This window comes from Blastococcus sp. TML/C7B (assembly GCF_016612845.1).
Taxonomy (GTDB): domain Bacteria; phylum Actinomycetota; class Actinomycetes; order Mycobacteriales; family Geodermatophilaceae; genus Blastococcus.
On the sequence record NZ_JAEOAA010000001.1, the window covers coordinates 2,424,196 to 2,441,104 of the forward strand.

Annotated in this window: 16 protein-coding genes and 1 pseudogene; 8 read left to right on the top strand and 9 right to left on the bottom strand. The window is 76.0% G+C overall.

The genetic code is table 11. From position 1 onward, the window contains the following. The first annotated feature begins 166 nt into the window (after nt 1-166). Together JKP76_RS11740 and JKP76_RS11745 are read left to right on the top strand one after the other, a co-directional pair. Nucleotides 167-1,348 carry an acetoin utilization protein AcuC gene (locus JKP76_RS11740; RefSeq protein WP_200490982.1) on the top strand — a complete coding sequence of 394 codons (1,182 nt, stop codon included), beginning with the start codon at nt 167-169 and terminating at the stop codon, nt 1,346-1,348. 40 nt (nt 1,349-1,388) lie between these two features. After that, nucleotides 1,389-4,073 carry a bifunctional GNAT family N-acetyltransferase/acetate--CoA ligase family protein gene (locus tag JKP76_RS11745; protein ID WP_200490983.1) on the top strand — a complete coding sequence of 895 codons (2,685 nt, stop codon included), beginning with the start codon at nt 1,389-1,391 and terminating at the stop codon, nt 4,071-4,073. 82 nt (nt 4,074-4,155) lie between these two features. Here JKP76_RS11745 and sigB read toward each other — a convergent pair whose 3' ends face one another. Next, on the bottom strand, nt 4,156-5,148 hold the full coding sequence (gene sigB / locus JKP76_RS11750; protein ID WP_200490984.1) for an RNA polymerase sigma factor SigB: 993 nt from the start codon (nt 5,146-5,148) through the stop codon (nt 4,156-4,158). A gap of 245 nt (nt 5,149-5,393) precedes the next feature. Next, nucleotides 5,394-5,843 (bottom strand): D-aminoacyl-tRNA deacylase, encoded by a 450-nt coding sequence (dtd, locus tag JKP76_RS11755; RefSeq protein ID WP_309229787.1) that lies wholly within the window; start codon nt 5,841-5,843, stop codon nt 5,394-5,396. 94 nt (nt 5,844-5,937) lie between these two features. Here dtd and JKP76_RS11760 point away from each other — a divergent pair, with 94 nt between their 5' ends. Then, a complete protein-coding gene (locus JKP76_RS11760; RefSeq protein ID WP_200490986.1) occupies nt 5,938-6,279 on the top strand; it encodes an STAS domain-containing protein in 342 nt (113 codons plus the stop codon). 74 nt (nt 6,280-6,353) lie between these two features. Here the strand turns inward: JKP76_RS11760 and JKP76_RS11765 are convergent, their stop codons facing one another. Further along, a complete protein-coding gene (locus JKP76_RS11765; protein ID WP_200490987.1) occupies nt 6,354-7,028 on the bottom strand; it encodes a LysR substrate-binding domain-containing protein in 675 nt (224 codons plus the stop codon). Then, nucleotides 6,928-7,323 (bottom strand): annotated as a pseudogene (locus tag JKP76_RS24045) (LysR family transcriptional regulator); the annotation flags it as partial. The gene JKP76_RS11765 and the pseudogene JKP76_RS24045, both read right to left, overlap by 101 nt. A 6-nt stretch (nt 7,324-7,329) precedes the next feature. On the opposite strand from JKP76_RS24045, the gene JKP76_RS11775 reads away from it, so the two are divergent. The 4 genes from JKP76_RS11775 (at nt 7,330) to JKP76_RS11790 (ending at nt 12,609) form a co-directional block, all read left to right on the top strand. Beyond that, on the top strand, nt 7,330-8,379 hold the full coding sequence (locus JKP76_RS11775; protein WP_255522659.1) for a DMT family transporter: 1,050 nt from the start codon (nt 7,330-7,332) through the stop codon (nt 8,377-8,379). Nucleotides 8,380-8,475: 96 nt separating this feature from the next. After that, a complete protein-coding gene (locus tag JKP76_RS11780; protein ID WP_200490989.1) occupies nt 8,476-10,836 on the top strand; it encodes a heavy metal translocating P-type ATPase in 2,361 nt (786 codons plus the stop codon). Continuing rightward, complete coding sequence (locus JKP76_RS11785; protein ID WP_200490990.1) at nt 10,833-11,753, top strand: ABC transporter ATP-binding protein; 921 nt, start codon at nt 10,833-10,835, stop codon at nt 11,751-11,753. The genes JKP76_RS11780 and JKP76_RS11785 overlap by 4 nt, the downstream gene beginning before the upstream one ends. Then, nucleotides 11,743-12,609, top strand: coding sequence for an ABC transporter permease (locus JKP76_RS11790; protein ID WP_200490991.1), 867 nt, complete (start codon nt 11,743-11,745; stop codon nt 12,607-12,609). The genes JKP76_RS11785 and JKP76_RS11790 overlap by 11 nt, the downstream gene beginning before the upstream one ends. Nucleotides 12,610-12,618: 9 nt before the next feature. Here JKP76_RS11790 and JKP76_RS11795 read toward each other — a convergent pair whose 3' ends face one another. The 3 genes from JKP76_RS11795 to JKP76_RS11805 form a co-directional block, all read right to left on the bottom strand. Then, complete coding sequence (locus JKP76_RS11795) at nt 12,619-12,834, bottom strand: PLDc N-terminal domain-containing protein (RefSeq protein WP_200490992.1); 216 nt, start codon at nt 12,832-12,834, stop codon at nt 12,619-12,621. A gap of 104 nt (nt 12,835-12,938) precedes the next feature. Then, complete coding sequence (locus JKP76_RS11800; protein ID WP_200490993.1) at nt 12,939-14,006, bottom strand: DUF3533 domain-containing protein; 1,068 nt, start codon at nt 14,004-14,006, stop codon at nt 12,939-12,941. Continuing rightward, nucleotides 14,003-14,437: a monooxygenase family protein gene (locus tag JKP76_RS11805; protein ID WP_200490994.1), complete on the bottom strand. Its 435-nt coding sequence runs from the start codon at nt 14,435-14,437 to the stop codon at nt 14,003-14,005. Before JKP76_RS11805 ends, JKP76_RS11800 begins: the two co-directional genes overlap by 4 nt. Before the next feature lie 87 nt (nt 14,438-14,524). On the opposite strand from JKP76_RS11805, the gene JKP76_RS11810 reads away from it, so the two are divergent. Beyond that, on the top strand, nt 14,525-15,130 hold the full coding sequence (locus JKP76_RS11810; RefSeq protein WP_200490995.1) for a TetR/AcrR family transcriptional regulator: 606 nt from the start codon (nt 14,525-14,527) through the stop codon (nt 15,128-15,130). 136 nt (nt 15,131-15,266) lie between these two features. Here JKP76_RS11810 and cobA read toward each other — a convergent pair whose 3' ends face one another. Continuing rightward, nucleotides 15,267-16,379, bottom strand: a complete 1,113-nt coding sequence (gene cobA / locus JKP76_RS11815; protein ID WP_309232973.1) for a uroporphyrinogen-III C-methyltransferase — start codon at nt 16,377-16,379, stop codon at nt 15,267-15,269. Then, nucleotides 16,376-16,837: an aminotransferase class I/II-fold pyridoxal phosphate-dependent enzyme gene (locus tag JKP76_RS22435; protein WP_309232974.1), complete on the bottom strand. Its 462-nt coding sequence runs from the start codon at nt 16,835-16,837 to the stop codon at nt 16,376-16,378. The genes cobA and JKP76_RS22435 overlap by 4 nt, the downstream gene beginning before the upstream one ends. Between the last annotated feature and the right edge of the window lie 72 nt (nt 16,838-16,909).

Consider the following 16,909-nt stretch of genomic DNA (forward strand, 5'->3'; position numbering starts at 1 on the left):
TACTCCTCCGGGTCGGCGGCCAGTCTACGGGCGCTGCGCCACCCGTCCGGGTCCCGCGACGCGGGTCGCAGGGGGCGCGTCACCCGGTCGGCGCCGGTAGCGTCGCCCCTGCCGGCGGTCGGGCGCCGGCGTGCGTCCGGGCAGGCCAGCTGCACGAGGAGGTGCGATGAGCGACTCGGTCACCGTCGTGTGGGACGAGAGCCTGCTGGGCTACACGATGGGCGGCGAGCACCCGCTGCACCCGGTGCGGCTGGACCTCACCATGCGCCTGGCCGACACCCTCGGCGTGCTGTCCAGCGACCGGGTGCGGGTGGAGCGCCCCGCCCCGGCCGGCGAGGAGCTGCTCACGCTGGTGCACGACCCGGAGTACCTCGAGGCGGTGCGCCGCGCGCCCGCGGACCCGGCGGTGGGCCACGGCCTGGGCACCTCGGACAACCCGATCTTCCCCGACATGTACGACGCCGCCGCGCTGATCACCGGCGGCTCGGTGATGGCCGCCCAGCAGATCCACAGCGGCGCCGCGCAGCACGTCGTGAACATCGCCGGCGGGCTGCACCACGCCATGCGCGACGCCGCGTCGGGGTTCTGCATCTTCAACGACGCCGCCGTGGCCATCGCCTGGCTGCTCGGGCAGGGCTACGAGCGGATCGCCTACGTCGACCTCGACGTCCACCACGGCGACGGCGTCCAGGCCGCCTTCTACGACGACCCGCGGGTGCTCACCGTGAGCATCCACCAGACCCCGCTCACCCTCTGGCCGGGCACCGGCTTCCCCGAGGAGACAGGGGACGCCGAGAAGGCATCGGGCAGCGCGGTCAACCTGGCGCTGCCCAACGGCACCGAGGACTCCGCCTGGCTGCGGGCCTTCAGCGCCGTCGTCCCCAGCGTGCTGCGGGCCTTCCAGCCGCAGATCCTGGTCACCCAGTGCGGCTGCGACGCCCACCACGAGGACCCCCTCGCGGACCTCGGGCTCACCATCGACGGGCAGCGCGCCAGCTACCGGCTGATGCACGAGCTGGCCCACGAGATCTGCGACGGCAGGTGGATCGCGCTCGGCGGCGGGGGCTACGGCCTGGTCCGCGCCGTGCCGCGCGCCTGGACGCACCTCATCGCCGAGGCGGTGGGCGCCCCGCTGGACCCGGCCACCGAGATCCCGCAGTCCTGGCGGGACGACGTCGTGTCCCGGGGGCTGCGCGCCCGGCCACCCACGCACATGACCGAGGGCGGCTACACCGGTTTCGCCCGCTGGGACGCGTTCACCGAGAACCGGGTGGACCGGGCGATCCTGCGCACCCGCCGGGCCAGCTTCCCGCTGTTCGGCCTCGACCCGGACGACCCCCGTGACTGACGATCCGCGACCGGCTCCCGGGACGCGGCCGGAGGACGGCGTGACCCCTGAGGAGAACACCCCGCAGCCGCCGCCGGGCTGGGAGGCCGACATCGTGGCCGCCGACGGCGGCACCGTGCACCTGCGGCCGATCACCCCCGAGGACGCCGACGGGCTGGTCGGGCTCATGGACCGCAGCAGCGACCAGACGCGGTACTACCGGTTCTTCGGGCCGATGAAGCGGCTCTCGGACAAGGAGCTGCACCGGTTCACCCACGTCGACCACGACGCCCGGGTCGCCTTCGTCGTGCTGCTCGGCGACCAGGTCATCGGGGTGGGCCGCTACGACCGCTACCCCGGCACCGACGACGCCGAGGTCGCCTTCCTCATCGAGGACGCCCACCAGCGCCGCGGTCTGGGCTCGGTGCTCCTGGAGCACCTCGCCGCCGCCGGCCGCGAGCGGGGCATCAAGCGGTTCGTCGCTGAGGTGCTGGCGCAGAACAGCTCGATGGTCCGGGTCTTCCAGGACGCCGGCTACAAGTCCAAGCGCTCCTACGAGGACGGCGTCGTCCACCTCACCTTCCCGATCGAGCAGACCGAGGACGCGCTGGCCGTCGCCTACGAGCGCGAGCAGCGCAGCGAGTCCCGGTCGATCGCCCGGCTGCTCACGCCGTCGTCGGTCGCGGTCGTGGGTGCCAGCAACGACCCGGGCAAGATCGGCAACGCGCTGCTGCGGCACCTGCTCGACTACGGCTTCGCCGGCCCGGTCTACCCGGTGAACCCCTCGGCCCGGCACGTGCGCGGCGTCCCCGCCTACGCCGACATCGAGTCCATCCCCGACGACGTGGACCTGGCGGTGCTCGCCGTGCCCGCCGACGAGGTGGAGGGCGTGGTCGAGGCCTGCCGCCGCAAGCGGGTGCGCGGGCTGGTCGTCGTCTCCGGCGGGTTCGGTGAGACCGGCCCGGAGGGCCGGGCGGTGGAGCGCCGCCTGGTCGCCTCGGCCCGGGCGTCGGGCATGCGGGTCGTGGGCCCGAACTGCCTGGGCATCGTCAACACCGACCCCGCGGTGCGGCTGAACTCCTCGCTGGCGCCGATGGTCCCGGGGCGCGGCCGGGTGGGCTTCTTCGCCCAGTCCGGTGCGCTCGGCGTCGCGCTGCTGGAGCGGGCGCGCAGCCGCGGCATCGGGCTGTCCACCTTCGTCTCCGCCGGCAACCGCGCCGACGTCAGCGGCAACGACCTGCTCCAGTACTGGGCGACCGACCCCGGTACCGAGGTCGTGCTGCTGCACCTGGAGAGCTTCGGCAACCCGCGCAAGTTCGCCCGCCTGGCCCGCACGGTCGGCCGCACCAAGCCGGTGGTCGCGGTGAAGAGCGGCCGGCACGTCGGCGTGACGCCGGGCCTGGCCGGCACGTCGGTGGCGGTCCCCGAGCAGTCGGTCGCGGCGCTGTTCGCCTCCGCCGGCGTCATCCGCGTGGAGACCGTGGCCCAGCTGTTCGACGTCGGCACCCTGCTGGCCCACCAGCCGCTGCCGGCCGGCGACCGGGTGGCCATCGTCGGCAACTCCACCGCCATCGGGGTGCTCGTCGCCGACGCGGTCCTCGAGGAGGGGCTGCAGCTGGCCCACCGCGAGCCGGTCGACATCGGCGTGAACGGCACGCCCGAGCAGTTCGCCGCCGCGCTGCAGGCCGCGGTCGACGACGACGGCGTCGACGCGGTCATCGCGGTGTTCCTGCCGCCGCTGATGGCGGGCTCGCACGAGTTCGGCCCGGCCCTGCGCGAGGTGGCCGCGGGTGCGACCAAGCCGGTGGTGGCCAGCTTCCTGTCGACCGAGGGGGTGCCGCCGGAGCTCGCCGTCCTCGACGAGCACGGCATGCCGGCCCGCGGTTCGGTGCCCTCGTACAGCACCCCGGAGCGCGCGGTGATCGCGCTGGCCAAGGCGAGCGAGTACGCGCGCTGGCGACGCCGCCCCGTCGGCGACGTGCCCGACCTGCCGGACGTGGACGAGGAGGCCGGTCGCGCGGTGGTGGCGCGGGCGCTGGCCTCGGCCCCGGCCGGCCGCGAGCTGGACGACGACGAGCTGATCGCGCTGCTCGGCGCGTACGGGGTGCCGCTGCTGCGCACCCGCACGGTCACCGACCCCGAGTCCGCGGTCGCCGCCGCGGCCGAGGTCGGCTACCCGGTGGTGCTCAAGTCGACCGCGCCGTGGCTGCGGCACCGGTCCGATCTCGGCGGCGTGCGGCTGGACCTGGTGGACGCCGACGACGTGCGCGCGGCGTACGCGGCCATCCCCTCCGGCGACCCGGTGATCGTGCAGGAGATGGCCGCCCCGGGCGTGGCCACGGTCGTGGAGATCGTCGACGACCCGTCGTTCGGCGCGCTGGTCAGCTTCGGCGTCGGGGGCGTGGCCACCGAGCTGCTCGGTGACCGCGCGTTCCGCACCCTGCCGCTCACCGACCTGGACGCCGCCGAGCTGGTGCGGGGCCCGCGCGCCTGGCCGCTGCTGGACGGCTGGCGGGGTTCGGAGCCGGTGGACACCGCCGCGCTGGAGGACCTGCTGCTGCGCGTCGCCCGGCTCGCCGACGACCTGCCCGAGGTGCTGCGGCTGACCCTCGAGCCGGTGATCGTCGGCCCGGCCAACCCCTGGCACGGCGGCCGGTCGCTGGTGGTCGCCGGCGGCACCGCCCGCGTCGGCCCGCCGACCGCGCGCATCGACCCCGGCCCCCGCCGGATGCGGTCCGCCATGTGATCGGTCGTCCTCCGGACGACACCGCGGCCACGAACGCAGGAGCGCCGGTCACCGTTCGGTGACCGGCGCTCCCGTCTGCAACTCAGGCGAGGTAGTCGCGCAGCGCGTCGGCGCGCTCCGGGTCGCGGAGCTTGGCCATCGTCTCGCGCTCGATCTGGCGCACCCGCTCGCGGGACAGACCGAACTGCTTGCCGATCTGCTCCAGCGTGCGCGGCTGCGAGCCGTCGAGGCCGAAGCGCAGGATGACGACATCCCGCTCCCGGTCCTCGAGGGTGTTCAGCACGGTGCGGACGTCGCCCTTCATCATCTGGAAGGCGACGGCGTCCTCGGCGACGGCGGCGTCGGCGTCCTCGATGAAGTCACCGAGCCGCGACTCCTCGTCGGCACCGACGGTCTGGTCCAGGCTGACCAGGTCGCGGCTGTGCTCGAGCAGCTCGACCACCCGCTCCTCGGTCATGTCCAGCTCGAGGCCGATCTCCTCGGCAGTGGGCTCGCGCTCCAGCTCCTGGTGCATCCGGCGGCGGGTGCGGACCACCTTGTTCACCTGCTCGGCGAGGTGGACGGGCAGCCGGATGGTGCGCCCGGAGTCGGCCATGGCCCGGGTGATGGCCTGCCGGATCCACCAGGTGGCGTAGGTCGAGAACTTGAAGCCCTTGGTGTAGTCGAACTTCTCCACCGCCCGGATGAGGCCGACGTTGCCCTCCTGGATGAGGTCCAGGAACGTCATGCCGTGGCCGGTGTAGCGCTTGGCCACCGAGACGACGAGGCGGAGGTTGGCCTCCAGCAGGTGCGCCTTCGCGGCCTTGCCGTCGACGGCGAGGATCTTGTAGTCGCGCTTCTTGGCGGCCGAGATCGTCGGCTTCTCGGCGAGCAGGCGCTCGGCGTAGAGGCCGGCCTCGATGCGCTTGGCCAGCTCGACCTCCTGCTCGGCGGTCAGCAGCGCGGTCTTGCCGATGGTGTTGAGGTACACCCGCACGAGGTCGGTCGACACCAGGCCGGTGGTGTCGGGCTCACGGCGCGGGGTGCGGGAGCGCACCTCGAGGGTGTCGGTGGGGGAAGACTGCAGCAGCGTCACGATGCTTCTTCGTCCTTGCCTTCGATGCGGATGCACCCGCCGGTCGTCGGTGGCTCGGCGGTGCTGTCATCCGGGGGGTCGACGGGGGCGCCGGGTTGGCCGGACCGCCCCTGTCTGTCGTCTGTCCGGTGTGGTACGGAATGCACAACGGCGCGAGCCGCCCCGTGTGTTCCGCCGTTCCCCGCTTCACAGGCAATCCGCAGGGAGTGTCGTCGCTCACCCCTGCTACCCGCGGACGGGCGAGGTCAGACCTCCAGGAGCAAGGTCATCGGCCCGTCGTTGACCGAGGACACCTGCATCCGCGCCCCGAAGACGCCGGTGGCCACCGTCGCGCCCCGCCGCCGCAGCTCGGCCACCACCTCGTCGACCAGCGGTTCGGCCACCTCGCCGGGCGCCGCCTCCGACCACGAGGGGCGCCGGCCCTTGCGGGTGTCGGCGTAGAGCGTGAACTGGCTGACGACGAGCACCGGCAGACCGAGGTCGGCGGCCGAGACGGTGCTGTCGTCGCCCGGGAAGATGCGCAGCTCGTGGATCTTGCGGGCCAGCAGCCGGGCGCGGCCGGCGTCGTCGTCGTGGCCGACCCCGACCAGGGCCAGCAGGCCCGGGCCGATCTCGCCGACGGTCCGGCCCTCCACGGTGACCGCCGCTGCACCGACCCTGGTCACCACCGCACGCGCCTGGTCATCGTCGCGCACCGGTCGTACCGTCGGGGCACGGACCCGCGGTGCACCCGAGGTGCCATGTGGGGCCGGCGGCACGGTCGTACCTGGCCAGCACGAGGGGGCGTCCATGGACGCGGACTCCGCCCCGGGGGTGCCCGGGGGGACGATCGCGATCGAGGTCGAGGGCGATCAGCGGGTGCTGGTCCTCCGCGGCACCGTGGACACCGCCGAGGCCACCCACTTCCGCGCCGCCCACGGGCGGGATCGGCAGGTGGTGGACGCCATCGACGCCGGGTCGGTCACGTTCATCAGCTCGTCGGGCCTGAGCCTCATGGTCATGTACCTGGAGGCGGCGGCTGCGGCGGCCGGCCGGCGTCCGGTGCTCCGCTCGGCGTCACCGACGGTGAACCACGTGCTCCGCTCGGCGGGGCTGGACGCACTCTTCCCGCGGAGCGGGCCCGCGGCATGACGCCGCGGTCACGAGCGTCGTCCGGAGCAGCCGGCCTTGCGCAGGGCCGACGGGCCCCGGACCACACGTCGGGATCATCGCGGTCCCGGCGCCCCGGACGAGCCGCTCGAGGGCGCAGCGGGCGCGGCGCCGGCCAGCGAGCGGCCCTGCCGGTCCACGGTGGCCAGGACGGTGCGCAGCGCGGGACCGGGCCGGCCCTCGCGCGTCGCGACCACCAGCCGCCGCCGGACGACGCCCTCGGCAACGCTGCTGACCGCCAGGCCGGGGTCCGCAGCCGGCAGGGTGAGCGCCGGCATCAGGGCGACCGCGCCGGCGGTGCGGACGAGCTCGAGCTGCACGTCGGCGTCGTTCGAGCGGTGCCGCAGGTCCGGCTCGTAACCACCCAGCTCCCGGCAGGTGCCCACGACCGACGCGTGGTGGCCGGTGCCAGCGGCGGACGAGGCCCACACCTCGTCCCGCAGGGCCGCCAGGGGGACGGCGCCGCCCGGCGCGGCGAACGGGTGCCCGGCGGGCAGCACGAGCAGCAGCGGTTCCTCCAGCAGCGGGGTGAACGCCAGGCCGGCCGGGCGGGGTCGCGGGGTGGCCGTCGTACTCGTCGCTGACGACGAGGTCGAGCCGGCCCAGGCGCAGCTCCGGCAGCGCCTGCTCCACCTCCAACTCGGAGATCTCGACCCGGAGCCGGGGGTGCTCGGCGAGCAGCCGGGCCACCGCCGGCACGAGGACGCGGCGGGTGGCCGACTGCAGGCCACCGACGCGGACCGTGCCGCGGACGTCGTCGGTCAGCGCGGCGAGGTCGGCCCGGGCCGACTCCGCCGCGGCGAGCAGGACGGCGGCGTGCCGGGCGAGCAGGTGCCCGGCGTCGGTCAGCCGGACCCCGCGGCCGGCCTTCTCGACCAGCTGCGCCCCGACCTCGCGTTCGAGGACGGCGAGCTGCTGGGACACCGCCGAGGGGCTGTAGCCCAGCGCGGCGGCGACGGCGCCGAGCGTGCCGCGGGTCTCCAGCTCGCGGAGCAGCCGCAACCGCCGGAGGTCCAGATCGACCATGCAGGAATGCTAACCAGTCCGCTCCAGGAACCGTCACTGGACCTGGACGGATGGGGACCGGATGCTGGCTGCGTGGGTCCCCTCCTCTGCCTGGTCTCGGCCACCTGCTTCGGCGCGATGGCCGTCTTCGGCAAGTTCGCCTACGAGGCCGGCGTGACCCCCGCGGCGCTGGTGCTGCTCCGCTTCGCCCTGGCGGCGCTGCTCCTGCTCGCGCTGCTGCGGCTGCGGCCCGGGTTGCGCACCGGGCGCCCGGACCCGGCCAGGGGAGGAGCACCGGCGCGGCTGCCCCGCCGGGTGGTGCTCACCGCCCTCGGTCTCGGCGCGTTCGGCTACGCCACCCAGGCCTCGTTGTTCTTCGCGGCGCTCGAGCGCACCGACGCGTCGCTCGTGGCGCTGGTGTTCTACACCTACCCGGCGCTGGTCACGCTGGCCGCCGCGCTCCTCGGTCGCGAGCGGCTGACGCCGCCCCGGGCGGCCGCGCTGGCCGTGGCGTCGTGCGGCACGCTGCTGGTCCTGCTCGGGGCCGGCGGTGTCCCGGTCGACGTCGCCGGCGTGACCATGGCGTTCGGCTGCGCGGTCACCTACACCGCCTACATCCTCGTCGCCGACGGCGTGGTGCACCGGGTGCCGCCGGTGGTGCTCTCCGCGCTGGTCATGAGCGGTGCCGCCGTCGCCCTGGCGCTCCGCGCCCTCGTCTCCGGGGGGATCGACCTGGGGTTCGGCCCGGCCGGGTGGTTCTGGATCGGGTGCATCGCCGTGGTCTGCACGGTCGTGGCGATGCTGACCTTCTTCGCCGGGCTGCGCCGGGTCGGGCCGTCCGGGGCGGCGATCCTCTCCACCCTGGAGCCCGTCGTCACCGCCGCGCTCGCGGCGGTCGCGCTCGGGGAGGTGCTCACGCCGCTGCAGGCCGGCGGCGGGCTGCTGGTGCTGGCGTCGGTGGCCGTTCTGCAGCTCCGTCCGCGGCGGCGGGCCGGCAGCGGTCCGGACGCCGCCCCGCACGGCCTGCCCGACCGCCGCGCGGGGGTCGAGGTGCCCGCGCTGACCGCGGGGTCCTGACCCGGCGCCCCACCCGCGGAGGAGCCGGGACCTCCGTCCTCGGTTTCGAGGACCAACGCCACGGGCCGGTGGGGTGGGCGCCACCATCATCGGGGGATGGACGGCGGTCGGGACGGCGACGCGACGACGCTCCGGTCCGGCACGTGGCCGCTGCGGACGGCGCGGCGGTGGGTCGAGCCGGCCCTCCTGGTCGCGACGACGGGGCTGCTCGCCGCCGGCGGGCTCGCCTGGGCGACCGGCGCCGGCCGCTGGGACGACGTCCTGTGGGCGGCGGCGACGCTGCTCGCCCTCGTACCCGCCGTCGGGTGGGTGGTCGTCGCGCTCCTGCGCGGGAGACTCGGCGTGGACCTCATCGCCGTGCTGGCCCTGGTGGGCACCCTGGCGGTCGGCGAGCACCTGGCCGGCGCGCTGATCGCGGTGATGCTGGCGACCGGGCGGGCGCTGGACGCCGCCGCGCAACGGCGGGCGACGCGGGACCTGCGCGCGCTGCTGGAGCGGGCGCCGCGCACGGCCCGCCGGCGGGTCGGTGGTGAGGTGACCGAGGTCGACGTCGGAGAGGTGGCCGTCGACGACGTCGTGGTCGTGGGCCCGGGTGAGGTGCTGCCGGTCGACGGCGAGGTGCTGGCCGGGCCGGCGGTGCTGGACGAGTCGGCGCTGAGCGGGGAGGCGGAACTCGTCGAGCGGGCGGCCGGGGACGCCGCGCGCAGCGGCACGCTCAACGCCGGCGGGGCCTTCGAGCTGCGGTGCACGGCACCGGCCTCCCGCAGCACCTACGCGGGGATCGTCGCCCTGGTCGAGCAGGCGGGGGCGGACACCGCGCCGGTGGTCCGCCTGGCGGACCGGTTCGCCGCCTGGTTCCTCCCGCTGTCGCTCGCCGTGGCCGGGCTGGCCTGGGCGGGGAGCGGCTCCGCCGAGCGCGCGGTGGCGGTGCTGGTGGTGGCCACCCCGTGCCCGCTGCTGCTGGCCGCCCCCGTCGCGATCGTCTCCGGCCTGTCCCGGACCTCCCGGCTGGGGGTGGTGGTCCGCACCGGGGGCGCGCTGGAGAACCTGGGGCACGCTCGCACGATGGTCGTCGACAAGACCGGCACGCTCACGGCGGGCCGGCCGGCGGTCGTCGAGGTGCTGACCTCCCCGGGCGGCTCCCCGGAGGAGGTCCTGCGGCTGGCCGCGTCGGCCGATCAGCTCTCCCCGCACGTGCTCGCCGAGGCCGTCGTCGCCGAGGCGCGGGTCCGCGGCCTGGGGCTGTCGCTCCCGACCGCCGTCGAGGAGGTGCCCGGCCGAGGGGTCGCCGCCACCGTCGACGGCGTCCGCATCCGCGTCGGCAAGCGCGAGGAGGTACCCGGGGACGGGTGGGCGCGGACGGCCGTCAGCCGGGCGGGGCTCGACGGTTGCGCGGTGGTGTGGGTGGAGGCGGACGCCGCGCCCGTCGGAGCGGTCCTCCTCAGGGACCCGGTCCGGGCCGACGCCGGCCGGACGTTGCGGCGGCTGCGGGCGGCCGGCATCGAGCGGCTGGTCATGCTCACCGGCGACCGTCCCGAACCGGCGCGCGAGGTGGGCGCAGTGCTCGGCCTCGACGAGGTGCGGGCCCAGCAGACGCCGCAGAGCAAGGTCGACGCCGTCCGCGACGAGCAGCGGCGCGCCGTCACCATCATGGTCGGGGACGGGCTCAACGACGCCCCCGCCCTGGCCGCCGCCACGGTGGGGATCGCGATGGGGGCACGCGGCGCCACCGCGTCGTCGGAGGCCGCCGACGTGGTGCTGACCACCGACCGGCTCGACCGGGTGGCCGACGCGATGGAGATCGCCCGCCACGCCCGCCGCATCGCGGTGCAGAGCGCCGTCGCGGGCATGGGCATGTCGCTCGCGGCCATGGCGGTGGCCGCCGTCGGGTTGCTGCCGCCGGCGTTCGGGGCGCTGCTCCAGGAGGCGATCGACGTCGCCGTCATCGTCAACGCGCTGCGCGCGCTCCGCGGTGGCGAGGTCGGTGGGCGGCCCGTCCAGCCCGGCACGCAGGCCCTGCTCCGGCGGTTCGAGGCCGAGCACGATGACCTCCGCCAGGTCCTCCCGCTGGTGCGGGAGGCGGCGGACGCGCTGGCGACGGGGTCCGCGCCGCAGGCGGTCGAGGCGCTGCACCGGGCGAGGGCGGCCCTGGAGGACCGGCTCGTGCCGCACGAGGAGGCGGAGGAGGCCGAGCTGTACCCCGCCCTGGCCCGGGCGCTGGGCAGCGGTGAGGCGGTGGCGCCGATGAGCCGGGCGCACGCCGAGATCGGCCGGCTCACCCGCCGGCTGGCGACCCACCTGCACGCCCTCGACCTCGGGGCGGAGCTCGACCCGGCGCGCCGGCAGGACCTCCTGGCCTGCCTGTACGGGCTGCACGCCCTGCTGGAGCTGCACTACCTCCAGGAGGAGGAGAACTACTTCGCGATGGCGACCGACCGGGCCGGGGAGTCGGGATGACCGGCGGCGCAGCCGAGGTCGCGGTGGCCACGACGGGCCTGACCAAGCGGTTCGGGCGCACGACCGCCCTGCAGGACGTCGACCTGGCGGTCCGCCGCGGGGAGGTGCTCGGGTACCTCGGGCCCAACGGCGCGGGGAAGACGACGACGCTGCGGCTGCTCATGGGCTTCCTGCGCCCCACCTCCGGATCGGCCCGCGTGCTCGGCCTGGATGCCTGGCGGGACGCCGCCCGGGTCCACGCCGACGTCGGCTACGTCGGCGGGGAACCCGCGCTGCACGACCGCCTCACCGGACGGGAGCACGTCCGGGCGACGGCGCGGCTGCGCGGGGGCGACGGACCCGGTCGTGCGCCGGAGCTGGCCGGCCGGCTCGACCTGGACCTGGACCGGCCGGCGCGGGAGCTGTCCAAGGGGAACCGCCAGAAGCTCGCCCTGGTCCTGGCGATGATGTCCGACCCGCCGCTGCTCGTCCTGGACGAGCCGACCAGCGGGTTCGACCCCCTGGCCCAGCAGGAGTTCCAGGCGCTCCTGCGCGCGCACACGGCCACCGGAGGCGCCGCCCTGCTCTCGTCGCACGTCCTCGGGGAGGTGCAGCGCAGCGCCGACCGCATCGGCGTCCTGCGCGCGGGCAGGCTCGTGGCGGTCGAGGCCATGGAGGACCTGCCTGCCCGCTCCCTCCACCGGGTCCGCGCGCGCTTCGAGGACGAGGTCCCCGCCGGCGACTTCGCGGGCCTACCGGGCCTGCGCGACGTCGTGGTGAGCGGCACGGCGCTGTCCTGCAGTGCGCCGGCGTCGGCCCTGGACGCCCTGTGCCGGCGGATGGCCACCCACCGGCTGGCGGACCTGGAGTGCACCGAGGCGGACCTGGAGGAGACCTTCCTCGCCTACTACGGGACGGAGCGGGCCGGTGCTGCCTGACGTGCTCGACCCCGCTCCGTCGCCCCCGGACGCCGTGCGGCCGCGCGCGGGACGGAGTGCGCGGCCCGGCGAGGTGCTCCGGCAGAGCCTGCGGTTGCAGCGGCGCAGCCTGCTGGCGTGGTGCGCGGGTCTGGCCGCGATGGTGGTGCTCTACGGCTCGCTGTGGCCGAGCATCCGCGACGAGCCGTCGATCACCGACGTCATGGACCAGCTGCCCGAGGTGCTGCGATCGCTCCTGGCGACCGCCGACATGTCGACGCCGGTCGGGTACGTCCAGGCGGAGCTCATGGGCCTGACCGGCCCGCTGCTGGTCATCCTGTTCGCCGTCCTGGCCGGTGCCGCCGGGATCGCCGGTGAGGAGGACCGCCGGTCGATCGACCTGCTGCTGGCCAACCCGGTCAGCAGGACGAGAGTGGTCGTCGAGCGCACCGCCGCGACGGTGGTCGCGACCGCGGTCGTGGTCACTGCCCTGGGCGTGGCTCTGGCCGCCGGGGGCGTGCTCTTCGGCCTGGACCTCCCGCTGGCGCACGTGCTCGCCGCGATGCTGCACCTGTGGCTGCTCGGCGCCGTCTTCGGCGCCCTCGCGGCAGCCGTCGGCGCGGCCACCGGCAGCGTGGCCCTCGCGCGTGCGGTGCCGGCCGCGACGGCGGTCCTCGCCTACCTGGTCAACGGGCTGGCGCCCCTGGTCGGCTGGCTGGAGCCGGTGCGCGACCTGTCCCCGTTCGCGCAGTACCAGGGGCACGTCCCGCTGGCCTCCGGGGTCTCCTGGCCGGCCGTCGCGGTGTCGGCCGGCACGGTCCTGGTGCTGGGCGTGGTCGCGGTGTCCACGTTCCGGCGTCGCGACCTCCGCGGCTGAGCGCGGGCGTCAGCCGCGGCGTCCCCAGCGGAACCAGGCCGCCGGTCCCACGAAGTTCACGGCGATGACCGCGGCCCACACCGGCTTGGGCCCGTTGACCCGCGCGGGCGGGCGGGAGGCGAGGTCCACCCACGCCGTCGCGGCCAGGGAGAGCTGGACCGAGGCGAGCACGAGCACCCCGGTCTGCTGGGCCGGGCTCAGGTCGCGCCAGCGTCGTCGCGCCATCGGTCCTCCTCGGTCGTGGGCTGGTGGTCCTGGGTGGGGTGGGTCCTGGGTGCACGGATCCTCCCGCCATCCGTGGACGACGTCCACGGCGGCCGCGCTCCGGCTCAGGCGGTGGCGCGGCGCGAGATGACGCGGGCGGCGAGCACGGTGAGCACGGTCCCGGCGGCGATCCACCCCACGATGACCCAGAGGGCCGGCGCCATCCCGGTGCCGCCGAAGTAGACGGCGCTGCGCAGCGCGTCGACGCCGGCGCCGTTCGGCAGCCACGGGCCGATCTCGCGCCAGAACCCGGGCAGGAGGGGGTAGGGGTAGGCGCCCCCGGCCGACGGGTTGCCGACGACGACGAAGACCAGGATGGTCGCGGCGATCCCGAAGATGCCGAAGAGCACCTGGAAGCTCATGGTGACCGTGGCCGCGCTCAGCACGAGCAACGTGGCCACGGCGAAGACCGCGCCGACGTGCCCGGTGATCGCGCCCAGCACGGGGCCGGTGATGATCGCGATGCCCAGCCCCACGGCGAGCGCGTAGGGGACGGTGGCGGCGAGGCGCCACAGCGTGCGGCGGAAGGTGGCCGGGCGGGCGCCCTTCGCCATGCCCAGGACGGCGGCCAGCAGGTAGCCCGCGAGCACCGCGCCGACGGCGACGTAGAACGCGCTCGAGCCCTGCGGGTCCCCGGACTGGTGCGGCACGGCGTCCGAGACGGCGAGCGTGCGCCCCTGCTCGTCCTCGACCGCGGTGAGCACCCGCTGCACCGCCGTGGAGATCGCCGCGCCCTGGCCGGAGGCGACGAGCAGGGTGTCCTCGGTTGCGGCGGGGTCGACGAGCAGGGCGCCGGAGATCTCGTCGCGCTCCAGGAGGCGGCGCGCGGCCGCCTCGTCCTCGACCGCGCGGGCCCGCAGCGGCTCGCCGTCGATCCCGTTGAGCCCGTCCACGAGTTGCCCGCTGACCTGCGCCGGGGCGACGAGGGCGACCGGGATGCGGTGCGGGGTCGGGGCGTGGAAGGCGCCGACGTAGGAGAGGACGAACCCCAGGCAGAGCAGGGCCACGCCGACCACCAGCAGCAGCGTCCGGGGCGCGAAGGCGTCTCGCAGCTCCTCGGCGAACGTCTCCGTGGCGGGCCGGCCGGGCTCGGCGGGAGCCTCGTGCCGGCCGGTGGTGCTGGAGGTGCTCATGGTCGGGAACTCCTCGGGGCGGCGGCCGGCCCGGGTCCGTGTCGAGGGCCGACCGAGTCTGGCACACCCACGCCGGCGCCCCAGGACCGCCGGCGGCGGGGGACGTCGCAGTTGTCGCGGGTGCGCCGGTTGAACTCCCGCCAGGCGGGGAGGTGTGCGGCGTCCCGCGCGCGGGCGTAGCGGTCGAGGTCCTCGGCGCTGCGCCGGTACTGGACGGTGAGCACCGCGCGGCCGCTGACATAGGTGCGGGCGGAGAGCAGGCCGAGTTCGGGGTGCCGGGCGAGCTCGCGCAGCATCCGGGGCATCGCCGCCGCGACCGGCAGCCAGTGCCGGAGGCGCGCCGGGCGGTTGACCCGCATGCCGATCAGGAAGGCGACGGTTCCGGGCGGGGCGTCGGCGGTCGTCCGGCCGGCGAGTGCGATGCGGCTCATCGGATCTCCTGGGGGTGGGGCGTTCCGGCTGCCCATGTGGACGCCGGCAACATGGACATCGCAGTACGGCCGGTGGACACTGTCAACATGGTTGAGCACCCCCGCGCTGCGCGGCGTTACCACCACGGCAACCTGCGGGTCGCGCTCATCGACACCGCCGTCGACCAGGCCCGGGCCGGTGGGGCCGAGGCCGTCGTGCTGCGCGACGCGGCCCGCCGCACCGGGGTCTCGCACAACGCGGCCTACCGGCACTTCGCCGACCGCGACGACCTGCTCGCGGAGGTCTCCGCCCGGGGCATGGCCGAGCTGGAGCGGCGTATGCGCGACCGGCTCGACGAGCTCCCCGGTGCCGGGCAGGGCGAGCCGACCGCGCGGCTGCGCGCGGTCGGCCGGGAGTACGTGCACTTCGCGCTCGCCGAGCCCGGGCTCTTCGCGACCGCGTTCGCCTGCGCGCGGCCCGAGGAGGGTGCCGCGGGGGAGGGCGCCTACGGGGTGCTCTCCGGCGTCCTCGACGAGCTGGTCGCCACCGGGGTGCTGCCCGCCGAGCGCCGCCCCGGCGCGGACGTCACCTGCTGGGCGGGGGTGCACGGCTTCGCCGTCCTCTGCCTGCAGGGCCCCCTGCGCGACCTGCCGGAGCAGCAGCGGGAGGAGCAGCTGGACGGCCTGCTCGACCGCCTGGCGCGCGGGCTCTAGCCGTCCCGGCGTGCCGGAGCCCCGCACCGGCCGGGACGACGCCGCCGGCGGGGGCCCGGAGGTGGCGGGGGCTCAGCCGAGGAGGGCACCCCGAGCCGCGTGCTGCCCGTGGGCACCGCCGGCGAACCCGGCGACGTCACCGACCACCCAGACGGCGGGCGGGCAGATCCCCTCGTCGCGGATCGTGGCTCCGAGCCGCGCCAGCGACGTGGTGACGACCCGCTGGCGCATCCGTCGTCCCCTCGGTGACGACGGCGACCGGGGTGTCCGGCCGGCGGCCATGGTCGACCAGCGCTGCCGCGATCGCGGCGGCGGTCTCGACCCCCATGAGGACGACGACCGTGCCGCGCAACCGCCCGATCGCGGCCCAGTCGACGAGCGACTGCGGATGCCCCGGCGGCAGGTGGCCGGAGACGACGACGAACTCGTGGGTGAGACCGCGGTGCGTGACGGGGATGCCGGCGACCCCGGGCACCGCGACGGCACTGGTCACGCCCGGGACCACCTCCACCGGGACGTCGGCGGCCGTGCACGCGAGCAGTTCCTCCATGCCGCGGCCGAAGACGAACGGGTCCCCGCCCTTGAGACGCACCACGCACCTGCCCGCACGGGCGTGCGACACCAGCAGCGCGTTGATCTCGTCCTGGGGCATCGCCCGCCTGCGCGGCAGCTTCGACGCGTCGACCACCTCGACATCGGGTCGCAGCCCGGCCAGCAGCGTCCGGGGACCCAGGTGGTCGACGACCACGACGTCGGCCTCGGCCAGCGCCTCCCGCCCGCGGACGGTGATCAGCCCGGGGTCGCCGGGGCCGCCGCCGACGAGCACGACCCGGCCGCCCCGGCGGTCGCGGAGGAGCGGGGCCCCGCCGTCCGGCAGCGCCGGCCGGGCGCTGGACGCGTCCGGGGCGTCGGTGCGGGTGCAGAAGACCCGGGCGCGCTCGGCGTCGGCGGCGACGGCCCCGTCCACCACCGGGTCCGCGGTCGCGGTGACCGCGTACCAGGCGCCGTCCAGGTCGCCCGGTGCGTAGCGGCGGCGGATCCAGGCCAGGGCGCCGGAGTCGGCCAGCGCCTCCAGCGCGGGGACGACGGCCGGGCTCACGACGGTCACCAGCGCGCCGGAGGCGAGCAGCCCGGCGGTCGCCCGGTAGGCGACGGTGCCCCCACCGGCGACCACCACCGGGCGACCCTCCAGCCGCAGGCCGACGGGGTGGAGGGGAGCGGACGGGCGGGGGAGCGGCGGGGTGCTCACGGCACCTCCTCGGGGGTGGGGGCGGACGACAGGACGGCGGCGAGGTCGGCGGAGAAGGCGGAGGAGATCCCGGGGGTCCGCACGGCCACCCTCAGGTGGTCCGGCGTCAGGCCGGGGAACGTGTCGCCGCGGCGCACCGCCCAGCCGCGCTGCCGGAGCTCCGCACGCACCCGGGCGCCGTCCGGGACGCGGAGGAGCACGAACGACGAGCGGGGGGTGCCCTCCACCAGCACCGACGGCGGCAGGCTGCGGAGCAGGACCTCCCGCCGGTGGCCCAGCTCGCGGGCGGCGGCGTCGGCCTCCGCGCGGGCGGCCGGGGTGCTGCACGCGGCGAGCGCGGCGAGGGCGGGCGTCGACACCGGCCAGTGCGGTTGCTGCGCCTCCAGGGCGGCGATCAGCGGTGCCGGACCGAGCGCGTAGCCGACCCGCAGGCCGGCCAGCCCCCAGGTCTTGGTCAGGCTGCGTACGACGAGGACCCCCGGGCAGGTCCCGCCGGGAGGCCAGCGACTCCCGCTCGCCGGGGACCGTGT